This is a genomic window from Sorangium sp. So ce327 (assembly GCF_051530205.1).
In the GTDB taxonomy this organism is placed as follows: domain Bacteria; phylum Myxococcota_A; class Polyangia; order Polyangiales; family Polyangiaceae; genus Sorangium; species Sorangium cellulosum_B.
Genome location: NZ_CP150330.1, coordinates 2364314 through 2382145, shown reverse-complemented (window position 1 = coordinate 2382145; position 17832 = coordinate 2364314). Strand labels below are relative to the sequence as shown.

At 70.9% G+C, this 17832-nt stretch carries 15 protein-coding genes; all 15 read left to right on the top strand.

Features of this window, described 5'->3' with window-relative positions:
- Nucleotides 1-610 precede the first annotated feature (610 nt).
- The 15 genes from WME95_RS08970 to WME95_RS08900 all read left to right on the top strand — a co-directional run bounded on the left by WME95_RS08970 (nucleotide 611) and on the right by WME95_RS08900 (nucleotide 17653).
- On the top strand, nucleotides 611-1450 hold the full coding sequence (locus WME95_RS08970) for an SDR family oxidoreductase (protein ID WP_437550966.1): 840 nt from the start codon (nucleotides 611-613) through the stop codon (nucleotides 1448-1450).
- 10 nt (nucleotides 1451-1460) lie between these two features.
- Nucleotides 1461-1793 carry a hypothetical protein gene (locus WME95_RS08965; protein ID WP_437550964.1) on the top strand — a complete coding sequence of 111 codons (333 nt, stop codon included), beginning with the start codon at nucleotides 1461-1463 and terminating at the stop codon, nucleotides 1791-1793.
- Entirely contained in the window at nucleotides 1794-2939 is a 1146-nt protein-coding gene (gene mtnA, locus WME95_RS08960; RefSeq protein ID WP_437908000.1) for an S-methyl-5-thioribose-1-phosphate isomerase, read from the top strand. It abuts the gene before it with no gap.
- Nucleotides 2940-3044: 105 nt separating this feature from the next.
- Complete coding sequence (lipA, locus tag WME95_RS08955) at nucleotides 3045-4172, top strand: lipoyl synthase (protein WP_437907999.1); 1128 nt, start codon at nucleotides 3045-3047, stop codon at nucleotides 4170-4172.
- Nucleotides 4173-4438: 266 nt separating this feature from the next.
- The gene (locus WME95_RS08950) at nucleotides 4439-5008 is read left to right on the top strand and encodes a tellurite resistance TerB family protein (protein WP_437716497.1); all 570 of its coding nucleotides are present in this window, start codon (nucleotides 4439-4441) and stop codon (nucleotides 5006-5008) included.
- A gap of 201 nt (nucleotides 5009-5209) precedes the next feature.
- The gene (locus WME95_RS08945) at nucleotides 5210-6400 is read left to right on the top strand and encodes a thiamine pyrophosphate-dependent dehydrogenase E1 component subunit alpha (RefSeq protein WP_437907998.1); all 1191 of its coding nucleotides are present in this window, start codon (nucleotides 5210-5212) and stop codon (nucleotides 6398-6400) included.
- A 153-nt stretch (nucleotides 6401-6553) separates the two neighbouring features.
- Nucleotides 6554-7528: an alpha-ketoacid dehydrogenase subunit beta gene (locus WME95_RS08940; RefSeq protein ID WP_012234205.1), complete on the top strand. Its 975-nt coding sequence runs from the start codon at nucleotides 6554-6556 to the stop codon at nucleotides 7526-7528.
- 3 nt (nucleotides 7529-7531) lie between these two features.
- Nucleotides 7532-9016, top strand: a complete 1485-nt coding sequence (locus tag WME95_RS08935) for a dihydrolipoamide acetyltransferase family protein (RefSeq protein WP_437907997.1) — start codon at nucleotides 7532-7534, stop codon at nucleotides 9014-9016.
- An 88-nt stretch (nucleotides 9017-9104) separates the two neighbouring features.
- Entirely contained in the window at nucleotides 9105-10811 is a 1707-nt protein-coding gene (locus WME95_RS08930; RefSeq protein ID WP_437907996.1) for an SIR2 family NAD-dependent protein deacylase, read from the top strand.
- Nucleotides 10812-10871: 60 nt separating this feature from the next.
- Nucleotides 10872-11426, top strand: coding sequence for a hypothetical protein (locus WME95_RS08925; RefSeq protein ID WP_437907995.1), 555 nt, complete (start codon nucleotides 10872-10874; stop codon nucleotides 11424-11426).
- Between the two features lie 705 nt (nucleotides 11427-12131).
- A complete protein-coding gene (locus WME95_RS08920; protein ID WP_437907994.1) occupies nucleotides 12132-13523 on the top strand; it encodes an RNA polymerase sigma factor in 1392 nt (463 codons plus the stop codon).
- Nucleotides 13524-13721: 198 nt separating this feature from the next.
- On the top strand, nucleotides 13722-14672 hold the full coding sequence (locus WME95_RS08915; RefSeq protein ID WP_437907993.1) for a hypothetical protein: 951 nt from the start codon (nucleotides 13722-13724) through the stop codon (nucleotides 14670-14672).
- 139 nt (nucleotides 14673-14811) lie between these two features.
- Complete coding sequence (locus tag WME95_RS08910) at nucleotides 14812-15951, top strand: hypothetical protein (protein ID WP_437907992.1); 1140 nt, start codon at nucleotides 14812-14814, stop codon at nucleotides 15949-15951.
- A gap of 698 nt (nucleotides 15952-16649) precedes the next feature.
- Nucleotides 16650-16862 carry a hypothetical protein gene (locus WME95_RS08905; protein WP_437907991.1) on the top strand — a complete coding sequence of 71 codons (213 nt, stop codon included), beginning with the start codon at nucleotides 16650-16652 and terminating at the stop codon, nucleotides 16860-16862.
- Nucleotides 16859-17653 carry a hypothetical protein gene (locus tag WME95_RS08900; protein WP_437907990.1) on the top strand — a complete coding sequence of 265 codons (795 nt, stop codon included), beginning with the start codon at nucleotides 16859-16861 and terminating at the stop codon, nucleotides 17651-17653. The genes WME95_RS08905 and WME95_RS08900 overlap by 4 nt, the downstream gene beginning before the upstream one ends.
- Nucleotides 17654-17832 lie beyond the last annotated feature (179 nt).

The following is a 17832-nucleotide window of genomic DNA, read 5'->3' as shown; positions in this document are numbered from 1 at the left end:
CGAAACACCCTGACAGGCATGATTTGCCGCCGGATCACTGGATCTTTTCAAGGCCCATGAAACCGAGCTTCCCGGAGCTCGACGACACAGGATTTCTTCACGCGAAGACGGTGTGAGACATGGAGCCATCAGGACACAACATCTCCCCTGGTCCGAAGGGTGGGTGTCCGTGTCCGACGACAGACCGCGATCAGAAGCCCGTGGGCGCGACGACACCCTGCGAGCCTCCGCCTCCGCCCGCCGTGGATCGCGCGTCGATGCGCGCCGCGGCGAGCCACAGGCCGCATGTCAGCAGCAGGTCAATCGAACGCCCATGAAATTCCGCGCGACTCCCCCGCTCCTCGCCACACCGCCACGCCGCTCGCCCGCTCACGTCCGCGGCAGAGCTCGTCCCTGCGTCACGCGCGGGGTGGCGGTGGATGTGGCCTCTTGCCGCACGCGCGCGCCATCTCCTCCGCGCTGCATGCCGGCTGCCGCGCTCGTGGAAAGGTGGAAAGGCGGCCTGACGGCCTGACGCCCCGATGACCGGGCGGCGACCCCGCAGCACGGCCGCTCGACTGCGAACCGCGAGGCCGCACCCGCGGCGGCTCCTGTGCTATGACCGCCGACCATGCGCCTCAAGGACCGCGTTGTCTTCATCACAGGAGCTTCCCGCGGGATCGGACGGGCCGTCGCCCTCGCCTGCGCGCGAGAAGGCGCCGATATCGTCGTCGCCGCGAAGACGGAGGTCGCCGAGAACCCGCGCCTCCCGGGCACGATCCACGACGTCGCCCGCGAGATCGAGCAGCTCGGCCGCCGCGCGCTGCCCATCAAGCTCGATGTCCGCGACGACGAGGCCTGCAGGGGCGCCGTCGCCACGGCCGTCGAGCGCCTCGGGCGCATCGACGCGCTCATCAACAACGCGGGCGCGCTCTGGTGGGCCGACGTCGTGGACACACCCATGAAGAAGTTCGACCTCATCATGGGCATCAACGTGCGCGCGTCGTTCGCCCTCTCGCAGGCCGTCCTCCCCCAGATGATCGCGCAGAAATACGGCCACATCATCATGATGTCGCCCCCCGTCGACGCCGAGGCCTGCGCCCACCACGGGGCCTATGCGGTCTCCAAATTCGGCATGACGATGATCGCCGACGCCATCGCCGGCGAGTACGCGGAGCACAACGTCACGGCCCACGCCCTCTGGCCCGCGACCGCGATCGAGAGCTTTGCCACGATCAACTTCGGCCTGGGCGGCCCGGAGCTCTGGCGCAAGGCGGATATCCTCGCCGACGCGACGCTCGCGCTGCTCTCGCGCGAGCCGTCGGCGCGGCGGGGCAAGGCGTGGATCGACGAGGCCCTGCTCCGCGAGGAGGGCGTCACCGACTTCTCGAAGTACCAGTGCGTGCCCGGCGTGGAGCCGCCGCACTTCCCCTTCACCGCGATCCCCAAGGCGACCAGCACGAAATCATGAGGCGCGACCCGTGACCCGCGAGGACGACAAGAAGACGCGCCCCGCCGCCGGCGGCGGCATCGATCCCGGGCCAGAGCTCGCCGCGGTCTTCGACGACCTGGAGACGCTGCTCAAGAACGGCGACGTGATCGAGGCGCTCACGGCGCGCGGGATCAACGCGAGCCTCGCGCTGCTCGCCGCCGACGCGCTCCGCGCCTACCTTGCGGGCCGCAAGGCCGACGCGGCGGAGGACTTCGCGACCGTCGCGGAGGAGATCCGCGGCCGGCTCGCCGCGAGCGCCGAGGCGCAGGGGCCGGACGACGGATCGCCAGGGGAGCCGTCACGCTCGAACGGGAGGGGCTGAATGGGCACGAGCTTCGAAGCAGAGCAGACACCGAGGCCAGGCGAGGGCGCGCGGCCGGCGCCGCCCTGGGAGCCGGCCGCGGCCCTCTCCGGCGCCGACTACTCGGCCGTCGAGCTGGCGCAGGGCGACGACCGCGTGTTCCTCCTCGAGCAGCGCGAGCTGCCCGAGCGCGAGCGCTACCTCACCGTGACCGACTCCGCCGGCGTCGCCGAGGCCATCCGGACCATGGTGGTCCGCGGCGCCCCGGCCATCGGCATCGCCGCCGCGTACGGGATGGCGCTCGCCGCGCGCGCCGCCCGCGACGAGGGCGCCTCCAGCTACGTCGCCGCCATGCGGGCGGCGGGGGAGCACCTCGCCTCGGCCCGGCCCACCGCCGTGAACCTCGGGTGGGCGGTGCGGCGCGCGATCGCCGCGGCCCTGCAGAACGCCGGGCGCCGCGGCGAGGAGCGCGCGCGGGAGCTCGCCGAGCTCGCCCGCGAGATCCACCGGGAAGACGTCGCCGCCTGCCACCAGATGGGCCGCGCGGGCGCCGCGCGCCTACCGGAGTCGGGCACGGTCCTCACCCACTGCAACGCGGGCGCGCTCGCGACCGGCGGCTACGGCACGGCGCTCGGCGTGATCCGCGCCGCCATCGAGGAGGGCAAGGCGCTCCGCGTGCTCGCGTGCGAGACCCGCCCGTACCTCCAGGGCGCCCGCCTCACCGCCTGGGAGCTCCAGCGGGACGGCATCCCCGTCGAGGTGATCTCCGACTCGATGGCCGCGTGGTTCATGCAGAAGGGCGAGATCGGCGCCGTCGTCGTCGGGGCCGACCGCATCGCGCGGAACGGCGACGTCGCGAACAAGATCGGGACCTACGGCCTCGCCTGCCTCGCGCGCCACCACGGCATCCCGTTCTACGTGGCCGCCCCGTGGAGCACGATCGACCTCGCCACCGACAGCGGCGCGTCGATCCCGATCGAGGAGCGGAGCCGCGACGAGCTCGCCGTCGTCGGCGGCCGCCGCGTCGTCCCGCCCGGCGTGCCCGTCCGGCACCCGGCCTTCGACGTCACCCCCGCGGAGCTCGTCACGGCCGTCTTCACCGAGCGCGGCAAGCTGACGACGCGCGAGATCAGCCGCTCTGTGCCGCCTGCGCCGCCGGCAGGTTAGCGCCGGCCGCGCGAGGGCCGCGGCGCCCAGCCGCGCGAGGGCCGCGGCGCCGGCGCGCGCCCTCCCCCTCGCGCTCCCCCGCCGCATGGGCTAAGGACACCCCTGATGGCGCAGTTCTCGCCCAAACCTGAATGGCTCAAGGTCCGCGCTCCCGGGGGTGACACGTACCACCACCTCAAGGAGACGTTCCGCAAGCTCGATCTCCACACGGTCTGCGAGGAGGCGCGCTGCCCGAACGTCGGCGAGTGCTGGCGCGAGGGGACCGCGACGGTGATGCTCCTCGGCGACGTGTGCACGCGCGGCTGCCGCTTCTGCGCGGTCACGACGGGCGATCCGCGGGGCGCTGTCGACGTGCGCGAGCCGGAGCACGTGGCCCGCGCCATCGCCCGGCTCTCGCTCCAGTACGTCGTGATGACGATGGTCAACCGCGACGACCTGCTCGACGGCGGCGCCGAGCACGTCGCCCGCACGGTGAGCCGCCTGCACGCGCTCCGGCCCGACCTGCTCATCGAGACGCTGGTCGGCGACTTCCAGGGCCACATGAGCGCCGTCGACATGGTGGTCGACGCCGGGCCCGACGTCTTCGCCCACAACGTGGAGGTCGTCCGCCGCATCACGCGCGTCATCCGCGACGTCCGGTCGAGCTACGACCAGTCGCTCGCCGTGCTCCGGCGCGCGAAGGAGCGCCAGCGGCGCCTCGCCGCCGACGCCGCGGAGGCCGGCGCGCCCGCGCCGCGGCGGCTCACCAAGAGCTCGATCATGGTCGGCATCGGCGAGACCGACGACGAGGTCCTGGAGGCGCTCCGCGACCTGCGCGAGGCCGGGGTCGACATCGTGACGATCGGCCAGTACCTCCGCCCCTCCTCGAAGCACGCGCCCGTGCAGCGCTTCGTCGAGCCCGAGACCTTCGCCGCGTTCGAGCGCGCGGCGCTCGAGATGGGCTTCCTCTACGCCGCCAGCGCGCCGCTCGTTCGGTCGAGCTACAAGGCGGCCGAGGTCTTCGTCCGCAGCCTGATGGACCGAGGCGGCGCGGCGCTGCCCGCCGGCGCCTCCCCGGGCGGCGCCCCGGCCGTCGAGGCGCTCCTCGAGGAGCGCCTCGCCGTGGCGCGCCGCGAGGCCGCCCGCCTCACCGCAGAGCTCGATCCGGACGAGCCCCGCCCGCCCGTCGCCCCGGCGACGGCGTCGGCGAGCCCCGCGCAGCTCGTCCCGGCGGCCTCCCTCGTCCGCCGCTAGAGCGGCGCTCACCCGCTTCGGATACGGGCCCATCTCGACGTTTTCGGTGCTCAGCGCACTGGAGTGCGCTTGCGCGGCGAAAACGCCGATCTGGGCCCGTCTCCTGTGCGGGTGAGCACCGCTCTGGGATGGGCTCGGCAGATTGGATGGCAGACTGAACGCATTCACCACGGGGACCGCAGCCCTCGGGCTGGCAGGCGCAAGCGCCTTGACGCTCCCTGGCGTTTGGCCGAGCGTGTTGGACGGCAGGAGGGTCCAACACCACGATGTCCGCTCCCATCAACAGGCGCCCCGGCGGCATCGCTCCAGGGGCCCCGCGCCTCGGCTCGGAGGCGCCCCGCGTGCGCGTGGCGTCGATCCTGGCCCAGGCCGCGAGGGCCTACAGCGCGCGCCCTCCCATCGAAGACATCACGATGCCCACCGGCTTCGATCCCGCCGCGGTGGCGCTCTTCGAGACGATCATCGAGGCCGCGTTCCTCGTCGCGAACGCCGACGGCCACTTCGACGACGAGGAGCGCGGGCGCTTCCAGGCGATCGTCTCCGGCGCCTGCCAGAACCTCGTCCACGAGAAGCAGATCGAGGCGCTCGTCGCCGATCTCGGCGAGATGCTGGCCGAGGACGGGCTGGAGAAGCGCATCAGCATGGTCGCCCGCACGATCGCGCGGACCGAGCATCAGCGCGAGGTGCTCCGCGTGGCGGCCTCCATGGCGCACGCCTCCGGCGGCGTGAGCGCGCAGGAGCACGGCGTGCTCGAGCAGCTCGCGCGCGGCTTCAAGCTCGACGTGGCCGCCGTCGACGAGGCCCTCGCGCAGGCAGCCGAGCCCGTGAACGTCTAGCGTGGACATCAGCGCCGCCGCGTACGGCGGGAGACGCGCATCAGGGCGCGCGCGGGTTCGAGCTCGCCGCGGCGAGTCAAACCCCGCGCGATCGCTGCGACGAGTCAACGTCACGTCAACGTCACGCGTACAGCGAATGAGCGTACGCCGCGTCTGGGCACTGGTCTCGGGCAGCGCCTTTGGTTAGTGTCCCGCGAACCGATGAGCACCGCGACGTACTCCACCGACCGCCCGCCGAACGTCTCCGGGGCAAGCCTCGAGCCGCAGGCTGCCGTCGCGCGGCACCCGCTCGATACGTGTGCCGACGACGTGATCAAGGTCCTGCGCGACGACGGCTCGCTCGACCCCGCGCACGATCCGAAGCTCGAGCCATCGGAGGTGATCGCCCTCTACAAGGCCATGATGCGCACGCGCCTGCTCGACGAGCGGCTCGTGGCGCTGCAGCGCCAGGGGCGCATCGGGTTCCACATCGGCTCGCTGGGTGAGGAGGCGACGGTCCTCGGCAGCGTGTCCGCGACGCGGCCCCAGGACTGGGTGTTCCCCTGCTACCGCGAGTTCGGGGCGGCGCTCTGGCGAGGGCTGCCGCTCCAGCGGTACATCGACAACATGTTCGGCAACGCGAACGACACGGTGAAGGGGCGGCAGATGCCGGACCACTACACCTACCGCGAGGGCCACTTCGGCTCGGTGAGCTCGCCCATCGGCACGCAGATCACCCAGGCTGTCGGCTTCGCGTGGGCCGCGAAGCTGAAGCGCGACGAGCTCGTCACGCTGGCCTACTTCGGCGACGGGGCGACGAGCTCGTCGGATTTCCACAGCGGCCTGAACTTCGCTGGCGTGTTCAAGGTGCCGGTCATCTTCCTCTGCCGGAACAACGGCTGGGCGATCAGCGTGCCGACCGAGCGCCAGACGTCGAGCAACACGTTCGCGAGCAAGGGCGTCGCCTACGGCGTCCCCGGGGTGCGGGTCGACGGCAACGACGTGTTCGCCGTCGTGAAGGTGATGCGCGACGCGATCGCGCGCGCCTCGCGCGGCGAGGGCGCGACGCTCATCGAGGCGATGACGTACCGCCTGTCGGGCCATTCGACGAGCGACGACCCGAAGGCGTACCGCCCCGACGCGTGGCTCGACCCGTGGCGCCGGCTCGACCCGATCGCGCGGCTCCGGCGGCACGTCGAGCGCACCCAGGGCTGGACGGAGGCGCAGGATCGCGAGATCGAGGCGGCGGTCGACGCGGAGGTCAAGGCGTGCATCGCGGTCTCGGAGAAGGTCGCGCCGCCGCCGCTCGACTCGATGTTCGAGGACGTCTATGCGGAGCCGCCCTGGCACCTCGTGGAGCAGCGGGAGCAGCTCAAGGCGGGCCCGAGGCCCAAGGGCCACGGCGGCCACTAGGCTGCGCGGACGGCGGCGTCGGCGTGGCGGCTCGCCGGACGGCGGCGCGGCGGGGGTGGCGCCGCTGCCCGCGATCGGCGGGGAGCCTCGGGGGGCCGGGGCGCCGGTGAGGTTGTACCCCCACCTGTTGGCCGAGAGACGGAGACGAAGAGCATGCCTCAGATGAACATGGTCCAGGCGATCAACGACGCGCTACGCCACGAGATGCGGCGGGACGCGCGGGTCGTCGTGCTCGGCGAGGATGTCGGCAAGGTCGGCGGCGTGTTCCGCGTGACCCAGGGCCTGTTCGACGAGTTCGGGGACGACCGGGTGATCGACACGCCGCTCTCGGAGAACGGGATCGTGGGGACGGCCATCGGGATGGCGCTCTACGGGCTCGTGCCGATCCCGGAGATCCAGTTCGCCGATTTCATCTATCCCGCGTACGACCAGATCGTGTCCGAGCTGGCGAAGTACCGCTACCGCTCGGGGGGCGAGTACCCGTCCAAGCTGGTCATCCGGACGCCGTTCGGCGGCGGCATCCGCGGCGGGCACTACCACTCGCAGTCGCCCGAGGCGCAGTTCATCCACGTGGCGGGCCTGAAGGTCGTGTGCCCGTCGAACCCGGCCGACGCGAAGGGGCTCTTGCTCTCGTCGATCCGGGATCCGGATCCGGTGCTGTTCTTCGAGCCGAAGCGCATCTACCGCGCCGCGAAGGGCGACGTCCCCGAGGGCGAGTACACGGTCCCGCTCGGCCAGGCGAAGGTGGTCCGGCCGGGCTGGCACGTGACGCTCGTTGTCTGGGGCGCGATGCTCTACGAGGCGCTCGACGCGGCGAACCAGGCGGCCGCCCAGGGCGTCGAGTGCGAGGTGATCGACCTGCGCACGCTGTGGCCGCTCGACATCGACACGGTGATCGAGTCGGTGAAGCGGACGGGCCGGTTCATCGTCGTGCACGAGGCGCCGAAGACCTGCGGCCTCGGGGGCGAGCTCGTCGCGCTGGTCAACGAGAAGGCGTTCCTCCACCTGGAGGCGCCCCCGGTCCGGGTCACGGGCTTCGACACCCCGTTCCCGTACACCCTCGAGAACGAGTATCTCCCCCTGTCCCATCGTATCCTTCCGGCGATCCTGGAGACGGCGAGGTACTGACGCATGGGCAAGTACGAGTTCAGGCTTCCGGACATCGGCGAGGGCGTCACCGAGGGCGAGATCGTGACCTGGCTGGTGTCGCCGGGCGACATGGTCGCCGAGGACCAGCCGATGGTCGAGGTGATGACCGACAAGGCGACGGTGACGATCACGTCGCCGCGCACGGGCCGGATCGTGGAGACGCGGGGCAAGGTGGGCGGGGTCGTCCCTGTCCACTCGGTGCTCGTCGTGTTCGACCTCGACGACCGGCCTGAGGCGGCGGCGCCGCCCGCGTCGGGGGCGGGGGTGCGACAGGCGGCCGCGAAGGCTGGGGCTGCGGAGCCGCCCGTGGCGGCGGCCGCGAAGTCCGGGGCCGCGGAGCCCGCGGCGACGGCGGTCGGCGACATCCGGGAGGACCTCCCGGGGATGAACCTGGTGGCGCCGGCGCGGTCGGCGTGGGCGAACGGCAGCATCGGCGCGGGGTCGCGCGCGGCGGCCTACTTCAACGAGAAGCCGCTCGCGACGCCCGCGACGCGCAAGCTGGCGCGCGACCTCGGGGTCGACCTGCGGCGCGTGCCGCCGACCGGCCCGGCGGGCCGCGTGACGAAGGACGACGTGCGGGCGCTCGAGGCGCCCGAGGACGCGGCCCCGGCGCTGCCCGAGGCGGCGCCCAGGCGGGCGGCTCCGGCGCTGCCCGAGGCGGCGCCGAGGCCGGCGGCGGCGGGGCTCGGCCAGCTGGACGAGGAGCCGGGGCACGGGGCGGCCCGGCCCGAGGGGGAGCGCGGCCGGGGGTTGCCGTCGGGGCCGGGCGACGAGCGCGTCCCGCTGCGGGGCGTGCGCAAGCGGATCTTCGAGGCGATGTCGCGGTCGAAGCACACGGCGGCGCACTTCACCTTCGTCGAGGAGTGCGACGTCTCCGCGCTGAAGGAGCGCCGCGCGCGCCTGCGGCCGCTGGCCGAGAAGGCGGGCGTGAAGCTGACCTTCCTGCCCTTCTTCGTGAAGGCCGTCGTGGCGGCGCTGAAGAAGCACCCGATGCTGAACAGCGCGTTCGACGAGGCGGCGCAGGAGATCGTCGTCAAGAAGAGCTATCATATCGGCATCGCGTCCGCGACCGAGGCCGGGCTCATCGTGCCTGTCGTGCGCGACGCGGATCGGCGGAGCGTGCTGGAGATCGCGCAGGAGATCGCGCGGCTCGGCGAGGACACGAAGTCGGGGCGGGTGAAGCCGGAGGACCTCGGCGGCTCGACGTTCACGATCACGTCGCTCGGCCAGCAAGGGGGGCTGTTCGCGACGCCGATACTGAACTTCCCGGAGGTCGCGATCCTCGGGATCCACCAGATGAAGCAGAAGCCGGTGGTGCGCGACGGGCAGATCGTGATCGGCGAGGTGATGCTGGTGTCGCTGTCGTTCGACCACCGGATCATCGATGGGCACGTGGGGGCGGCGTTCGCGTACGAGATCATCGGGTACCTGGAGGATCCGGATCGGCTGTTCCTGGAGATGAGCTGAGCCGCTGCTGTGCGCGGCAGCGGCCGCGCGCAGCAGCGATGCGCCCACGGCTTGTCGCGCGGGGCCGGAACCGGCAACATCGCGCGCCGTGATCGCGATTCCCAAGACGCTCGAGGACGCGCTGCGCGACCGGTTCGTCGTGCCCTTCGTCGGCGCCGGCGTGTCCATGGCCGCGCTGGACCGGAACGGGAAGCGGATGTTCCCCAGCTGGGGAGACCTGCTCCTTGGAGCAGCCGCGCGCCTCCGCGAGGACGGCAAGCGGCCCGAGGCCAACGTCGTGGAAGGGCTGCTGGAGAAGCGGGCGCCCGACTACTTCGAGGCGGCCCGGTACGCGCGCGAGGGCATGGGGGCGGGCTGGTACCGCTACCTCCGCCAGGTGCTGGATCCGCCGGGCAATCGCATCGACACCGGATCTCTGTCGCTCGCGCGCGCCGTCTGGCAGCTGCCGAGCAGGCTGGTGATCACGACCAACTATGACCAGATCCTCCGTTACGCCCTCGACGATCCCAACGATCTCGTGCAGATCAGCGTCGACGCGACGGCGGAGCTGTCCGCCATGCTGCGCGACGAGATCGATCGCCCGACCGTCTGGCACCTGCACGGCTTCATCCAGCAGCCGCAGCGGCTGATCCTGACGCCGGACGGCTACCGCGAGCTGTACCCGAGCCAGGAGGACGAGGTGCGCTACCGCGGCGCGCTCCAGGCGCTGCGCCACCTGCTTGCAGCGCGCACCTTCCTGTTCGTCGGCTTCAGCCTCGACGACGCGATGTTCGGCAACCAGATCGCGTGGGTCCACGAGGCCTTCGGCGGCGCCGCGGGGCCGCACTACATGCTCGTTCGAGCGCGCGAGCTGCGCGACACCCAGCGGCGCCTGAAGGACCTGAGCTGCATCGAGTTCCTGACGTTCGAGGAGTTCGGTGATCCCCTGGTGGCGCTCGTCCACGCCCTCGGTTCCGCCGGGAACCGGGAGCCCGCCACGCCGCCGCCGGTCATGGCGGGCGCCCCCCGGCCCACCGCGCGCCTCGAGGTGGCGTCCGCCCCGTCCCCCGCCCCCGCTGGGCCCCTCGCATTCCTCGCCGACGAGGTCGAGGTGATGGTCCCTCCCGTCACCCGGGTCGCACACCGCGGGCTCCTCCCTGAGGCGGCGCCCGCCCCGCCCGCCGCCGCCGCGACGCCTCGCAGTTTCGAGACGACCGCCGGGGACGGCGGCATGGACATGGCGCTCGTGAGGCAGAGCTATCGGCTCGTCCAACAGTATCAGCGCCGCGTCTTCGATCGGCTGGCAGAGCTGTCCGACGCGCTCGCGGGCATCGGGCTCGCGTTCGAGCGCTGGGATCCGTCCCTGTTCTCGCGTCACCCGAAATCGACCACCGAGTTCTTTCGCCGCAAGTACTGGGCCTGGGATTTCCTGCCTGCGTATCGCCTCCAGCTCGTCTGGCAGTCATCGGCGAGCACCTCGCGGAGCGTGGTCGTCGACGTGGTGTCGGACACGGGCTTCACGCGCAGCGGGGGTGATGAGCCGGATCCGACGCGCTTCGGCGGCGCGCGCGCGGCGGGCTCCGAGCTGCAGATCAGCCTGATGCGCTCCTCCGCTCGGAACCTGCCGTGGAACCAGATCTGGTCGTCCTTGAGCGAACAGGAGGACACCATCTACGACGGAAACGATCACGAGATCGACGCCGGCGGGCGCCCGTGCACCTACCGCTACCTCCGTGTCGATCTCGGCGCTGCGCTGGACAAGGAGGCGTTCAGCGAGCGCGTCATCGCCCCTGTCAGCGCCTGGCTCAATCGCTGACCGAGATCCTCGGACGAGCGCGCCCCGCGCGAGCGCGAGGCGGCAGGAGGCTGAGTCGATATGTTGTTCGGGGATCGGCAGGACTTCGCCATCGAAGCGGACGTGGAGCCCAACCTGAAGCCCCCGAGCGCAGTGTGGGGGCGCATGTGCGTCTGGTGCCGCGGGGTGGCACTCGGAGACCTCGGGGAGTCGCACTGTGCGCTGTACCCGGCTTATCGCTCCTTTCGCTGGTTGCCCACCAACCTCGACCGCCTGTGGTCCGAGAAGCTGGCCGGGTTGGACGACATCGCTGCCTGGAACTTCCTCGACGGGTTATTGTACAGCCATCATGGAGACGTCGAAGTGCCCGATACCCGAACGGAGGAGGAGCGCCGCCGGGACTGGACGTTCTGGAGCGCCCACGATTTCCTGACCAACTGGGGCGAGCAGTTCAACGGATGCAAAGCATTCATCCTCTGTCCGCCCGGCGGCTCGGTTCGCATCCTCTCTCGCGAGCTACCCGAGCACATGGGCCGCGGCGTGGAGGTGTCGCGGGCCGGGCTCGTTGCGGCCGCCGAGGGGTTCGCACGCTGGTTCGAGCAACAGGCGCGGCGTCTGGAAGGCGGTCGGGTCTAACGCATGCGCATGCCAGAAAGGTAGCGCCGGCCCGCGACAGTCGCGCCGCGTCTCCGCGGGGTATCCTGGCGCTCAACCCGGCGCGACAGCGGCCGGAGATGACGTGGGCCGGGACGCCGCAGGCCACTACTACAGGCCACTACGAACTAGAGCGACAAACGGGTTGAAACCACAAGAAAAAGCAGGAATTTTTCACAGGGAGACGGGGAGGCGGGGAGCGAGAGACGGCGAGGAGGGAGAAATTCATTTCTTCTTCCTCCCCGCCTCCCCGCCTCCCTGTGAAAATTCTCCGGGTTTCAACGTGATCGGTGCTCTAGAGGATATGCGGCGCGCCGTTGGGCGAAGTGCCGGACACCGCCGCGCCCGGCGCTCCCCCGGGCGGTGCGGCACCGGGCGATGAGGGCGCCGTCAGGCCGGGGGTGCCAGCGTCCTGGGGCGCCGCGGCGGCGTCGCATCGATGATGCCGTGCGACCACCGCGGCCCTTGTAGAGCGACGGCGCGATCGTGTCGGCATCCCGCTCGTTCCAGCGGAAAGAGGCGATCGCCCGGCGTGTCTGATCGTAGGCGTGCACGAGCAGCGCGATGCTCAGCAGATCGCAGGCGGCTGCAGGCACGGCGGCCAGGCGCGTCGCCGCCGTCGCCGCCCCACGCACCGAGCCGTGCATTTTCTTAAACGGAACCGGAAATCCCGCCGCAATTCTGGATATGAGCACCCTCCTTTCGCCCGTCGACGACACCTCCCGCAACGCGACATGGAATTCCGTTCACGCTGCCGCACTGGACGTCCTCCCCAGTGCGCTCCGGCTCCTGGGTGTCGCCGAGCCCGATATCGACGACCTGTCCCAGGAGATCTTGCTCGCAGCGTACGAGAGCCTGGATCGGTTCGATCCCGCCTACCCCGCCTCCACCGCGTCGCCGCTGGACGAGGCCGACTCCGCCGGTGATCCGCCGCAGCGGGATGGCAGGCGCCAGCAAGGCAGCGCGGAGGCCCGGTGGGTGTTCGGGATCGCCTGGCGGAAGGTCAGCCGCTACATGGACCGCGCTTACCGCCGCCGCGAGGTGCCGACGGGCTTGCACCCCGCGCCCCACGTCCAGGCCGTCGATCCCGCGCCGAGCAGCGAGCAGCGCGTCGCGGACCGAGAGCGGCTGGAGCTCGCGATCGCGGTGCTCGGCACAATCGCCCCGGAGAGGCGGATCCTTCTCGTCCTGCACGAGGCGTTCGATGTGCCGATCGTGGAAATCGCGCGCGAGCTCGGCATCAACTACAACACCGCCTGCAACCGGCTGCGCCTCGCCCGCGAGGATTACCGCGCCGCCGTCGCGCGGCTGCGCCCGGAGCAGCGACAGGCGCTGCGCGCGGGCTGGCTCCTGTTCCCGCTGGCGTCCAGCTCCCTCACACGCGAGGACGGCACGGGCGCCTCGACGCCGCCGGGCGCCCCGCCGGCGCCGTCTCAGACGGCTCTGCCCGTGCTGCCTCCTTCTTTGCCTGCACCGCCGGCCACCCCGCCGCTTGCTCCACCCGTACCGCCTGCGTCCCTGCCGCCTGCGCCTCCTCCGCCTGTGCCTCCGGCGCCGCTGCCGGGGACGCCGGCGGCCCCGAGCCTGCGGCGGACGCTCGCCCGTGTCGGCCTCGCCCTCGGCTCGGCCGCGGCGGGCATCGCCGGCACGATCGCGGTGCAGCTCGCCATCGCGTCACCGCCGGCCCAGTGGGCTCGCCGTTTCGGGGCGCTGCTGCCCGAGCTGCCGCCCGTGAGCACCGCCTGCCATGCAGCGACCCCGCCGCTGCAGGCGCTGGAGCCGGGGCCCGTCGCTCCCGCGCCCGAGGCGCCCCACCGCCCGTGCCCTGCTGCTCCGCGGGCGGCGCCACGGGCCAGCGAGCGCGATGACACGTTCGCGGAGGAGCTGCGGCTGCTCACCGCGGCGCGAGAGCGCCTCACCGCCGGTGACCCCGCCGGGGCGCTCCGGCAGATCGCCGTGCACGAGCAGCGGTTCCCCGGGGGCCAGCTGAAGAACGTGCGGGAGCGGCTCCGCACGATCGCCCGGGCGCGCCTCTCTCCTCCGGAGCAGCGTGCGCCGGGAGGAGCGCCGTCGCGATGAGCAGCGCCTGGGCCAGACACGGGCTCGGCGCGCGCCAGGCCCGGCGCGCTATCGGATCGATCCTGGGCGCAGGGCGCCCGGCGCGCGCCGCCGTGGCGGCGGCCACGGCCGCCAGGGTCCTGCTCCGCCAGGGTCCTGCTGTGCGTCGCGGCGGCGCGCGCCGCGCCGGATCTGCCGCGGGCCGCGATGCGGCTGGAGGTGTCGCGGGGCCCCGGCGCCGAAGCCTGCCCCGACGAGGCGCTCCTGCGCGCCGAGGTGACGCGCGGGCTCGGCGCCGATCCGTTCCAGGACGACGCGCCGCGGGTGCTCACGGTCACCATCGCGCAGGCGGGGCCGGAGCTCACGGCCTCGATGGCCCTGCGCGAGAGCGAGAACGCGGACGAGACAACCTGGGCCGAGGGGTTCAGCACCCGGCGCGGCTGCGAGGCGCTGCTCTCCGGCGCAGCCCTCGCGATCGTGGCGCAGATCCTGAACGCGCCGGAGCGGGCGTCACCGCCCTCCGAGCCCTCGCCGGGGCCCGAGCCCTCAGCACCGCCTTCACCGCCGCTTGCGCGAGCGCGCCGGGCCGCGCCCGAGCCAGTGCGCCGGGCCGAACATCCGAAGGCGCCAACACCGCCGGAGGCGGCCCCATCCCCGTCGGAGCCGCTGCGGCTCGAAGCGGGGCTCGGCGCGACCCTGGGCCTCGGGACCACCCCGGGACTCGCGGCCGGGATGACGCTGTCGTTTGGCGTTCGCCGGCCCGCCTGGTCGATCGCGGTGGAGGGGCGAGGGTTCGTCTCCCTGGGAGAGGAGGTGAAAGACATGATCATCAGCACGAGAGCCCTCACGGCGGCGGGTGTGGGCTGTCTGCGCGGCAGCTATCTGTTCGGCTGCGGGGTCGCGACCGTCGGCTTCGTCCGGTTCGTACCCCGGCATCCGTGGGACATGACGGTACGCGACGACGCTCTGTTCAGCGTTGGAGCGCGGCTCGGCAGCGCCTGGGCCCTGTCGGACAGGTGGAGCGCGCATGGATACGCCGAGGCCAACGCGATCGTTGCGGAGGCGGTGATCCGGCGCCGTAGCCAGCGGCGCGAGACAGCTGGATCCATCACATGGTCCTCACCTCCGGTCGGCGCGGCGCTCGGACTCGGTGTCACGGCGACGTACTGAACGATTTCGTGGAGGCCCCGGCTCTCCTCGCCATCGAGATAAGAATTTTCAGAAGGAACCCTCAATGCTCAGTGCAATCGACTGTCTCGTGAAAGCTTCCCGTTGTGAGCGCGGGCCATCTCTACGTATCTTGTCCGGCATGCGAACCCCCTTCCTCCTGCTCGTGGGCTCTCTCTTCTTGCCTGGCTGTCCCGGAGATCCGACCGTAATCGGTCCCTGTCAGCCGCAGGAGTACGGCAATCCAGGTTGCCCGTGGCCCGAGGAAGGCGGCGGCGGGGCTGGCGGCGAAGGTGGGGGCGGCGGGGCCGGCGGCAGCGGCGGGACAGGCGGCGGCGACGAGACGGCCTGCGCCGGCGATTGCGTCCCGCCGGCGCCGCTCGGCTGGTTCGGCCCGGCGCTGCTCTGGTTCGGCCCGCGGGACCAGGTACCCGCCTGCCCCGCCGCCGCGCCGAACGTCGGCTACGAGGGGTTCGCCGACCTGGCGCCCGCGCCGCTCGCCTGCGGGGCCTGCCTGTGCGATCCGCCGGACGCGGCCACAGCCTCGTGCCAGCTCCCGCTGGGCTGGTCGGCGCACGCTTCGGCGTGTTCCGGCGACCCCGGCAGCGTCGCGACCGCCTTCGCGGCGCCTGACGGCTGGGACGGCGCCTGCGACGCCGCGACCGCGATCCCCGCGGGCCAGGACTGCGGCGGGCAGCCGTGTGTGAAGTCGATCTCGATCGACGCGCCCGCCGTGCTGGTCACCGCCACCGCCGCCTGCACGCCGAGGGTCGACGAGCCCCCGCCGCCGGCGCTCCTCGATCCCTGGCTGACCCGGGCGCTCGCTTGCGTGCCCGGCGCCTACACCGAGTGCCTGGGCGACCGGAGCACCTGCATGCCGTCGCCGGAGCAGCCCGGAGTCCCGCCGCCCGGCGGCTTCCTGACATGCATCTTCCACGAGGGCGATGTGACGTGCGAAGAGCCCTACCTGGACAGGCATGTCTTCTACGGCGGCGCCGATGACACGCGCGGCTGCTCCGAGTGCGGCTGCGGGGAGCCGGAGGGCGCGTCGTGCACCATCATGGCCTCGGTCTACAGCGACGGGGCGTGCACGCAGACGCTCGTTTCGGCCGTCGTGAGCTCGACGACCCCGTTCTGCGGGGTCACCCCGCCAGGCGTCGCCCTCGGCAGCAAGTCGGCGAAGGTCGTCGACGTCGATCCCGGCGGCTGTGCCCCGAGCGGCGGCGAGCCGATCGGCGAATTGCTGCCGGCCGAGCCGTCGACCTTCTGCTGCCAGGCATAGGGTCCGCGAGAAGGACAGGCGCTCACCGCCTCACGCCTGGCAGCAGTTCACCTGCTCCGAGCTCTCCGCGGTCCTCGCTGCGGAGGGCCGCGAATGGCGCGAGTCACTTCCCCCCAGCAGCGACCCCAGTCTGACCATCACCCCTCAAATGGTTGGAATAACGCCAACCAAGAAGGACCCCTGCTACTACTAGATCACATTACCCTGGAGACCCATTTCACCACACCAACCACCTCCCAGGCGATCATTGTCGCCCGCGACATTCAACAGATGGGAACCTCACCGACGCCGACAACCTGGATTAGACTGGGATCCATCGCGCTCGCCGCGCTCGCGGCGGGATACATTCTGGGGAGAATCTCGGCAGATAGCGACAACCGACCTCCCCCGCACCAGGACGTCGCCAGCAAGGACGATCCCGAGCTTCGGTCGACTCTGAGCGCTACTCAGAAACGCTTGGCCAGCTGTGAAAGACCCTCCAGCGTCGCGATCACCATCTTCAGACCAGAGAGGAAAAGCCCCACACCAACGAAGACAAGCCCACTCCTTCACCGGAGCCAGAGCTTCCGAAGCAATGCATCATCTCATCGGCGGCGACGCAGGCACACACACTGTCCGCCAACTGCACGAACTTCAGGAGACATTTCGACGCATACAAGGCAATACTCGGCAGCAGCACAATTGACTGCGAATCCGTCTTGAGCATTCGAGACCTGGCCCGGAACCAGCACTCGATCTGCGCCGCCATCGCAAAAACCTTCGAGGATGGGTCACACTCAGATCTCATGAGCGATATTCGGGGCATCGACGCAATGGAGAATTCCTATATGCTCAGAAACGAATACGGCGACATCGACATCAATGATCTTGTAAAAAACCCGGAGTGCATAGCCCGCATTCAGGCCGAATGAATCGAACACATTTCACGCCGCCGTTCAACTTGCGGGAGGCATCGGCCCGCCGTTCGAGCAGGCCAGGGCAGCCATTCCTGCGCGCGCTATCAGGGCTTGCAGTGTTCTCCCTCGCCGCTCTGGCATCAGCGCAAGAGCCACGGCCCCCAGAGAAATTCCATTGGGGCGGCCTCTACCTCAACGGTGTCGTTCAGACGAAGCTCCCCCATCTGGCGAGGCTCGGAGCCACCTATGGCGGCGGAACGGCTCCGGGGGCCGTCCATACGGTCATGGTGAGCTTCGGGCAGACCGGGAGTCCTACCCAGGAGCTCAACATCGGGTATTTCATAGGCGTTGGAGTGGGCAAGGAGAACATGTCGACGATCGAAGACAAGCAACTGGGGATCCATGCCACGTTCGAAGCCGGACCGTTCCGGGCGAGCGCGACCACGAGCCTGCAACTCTACAAATTGATTGGAGCCGTTCTTCCCATGTTCACCACGACCTTGAGGCCGCAGGGGACCCTTGTCCGGACCGCGCACGTCGATCTCTTCCTCGGCGGGGACGTGTATTCGCTCAACCTTGACTTCCAGATCGGCATCACGTGCGGATTACGATTCCGGGACATAAGAATCTTCGATCGAAGCATGGATGGGCTCCTGTCGATATCGGAGATGAATGCTTGGACCAGCGTTCCAACGCATGGAACCATCTGGGCGGCCGACGTCGAGTCGCGCCTCGGGATTGTGGTCGACCTGGAGTCCGACAAGGAAGAAAAACGCGATCGAGTTCGCGAGTATGGGCAGCTCTGATCGGTCGCCGCAGGGACGCCGCTCGCCTCGTTGCTCTCGCTCAGGCTGATTGCGATGCAGGTGAGAACCGGTTCACCAGCGCGTCCCACCGGCGCCGCTCGGCTGGGCGAGCGCGCCGGAGATAGCCGGCAGCGCTGAAAAATTCCTCCCATGCACGATCGAACAGGCGCGCGCGAAAA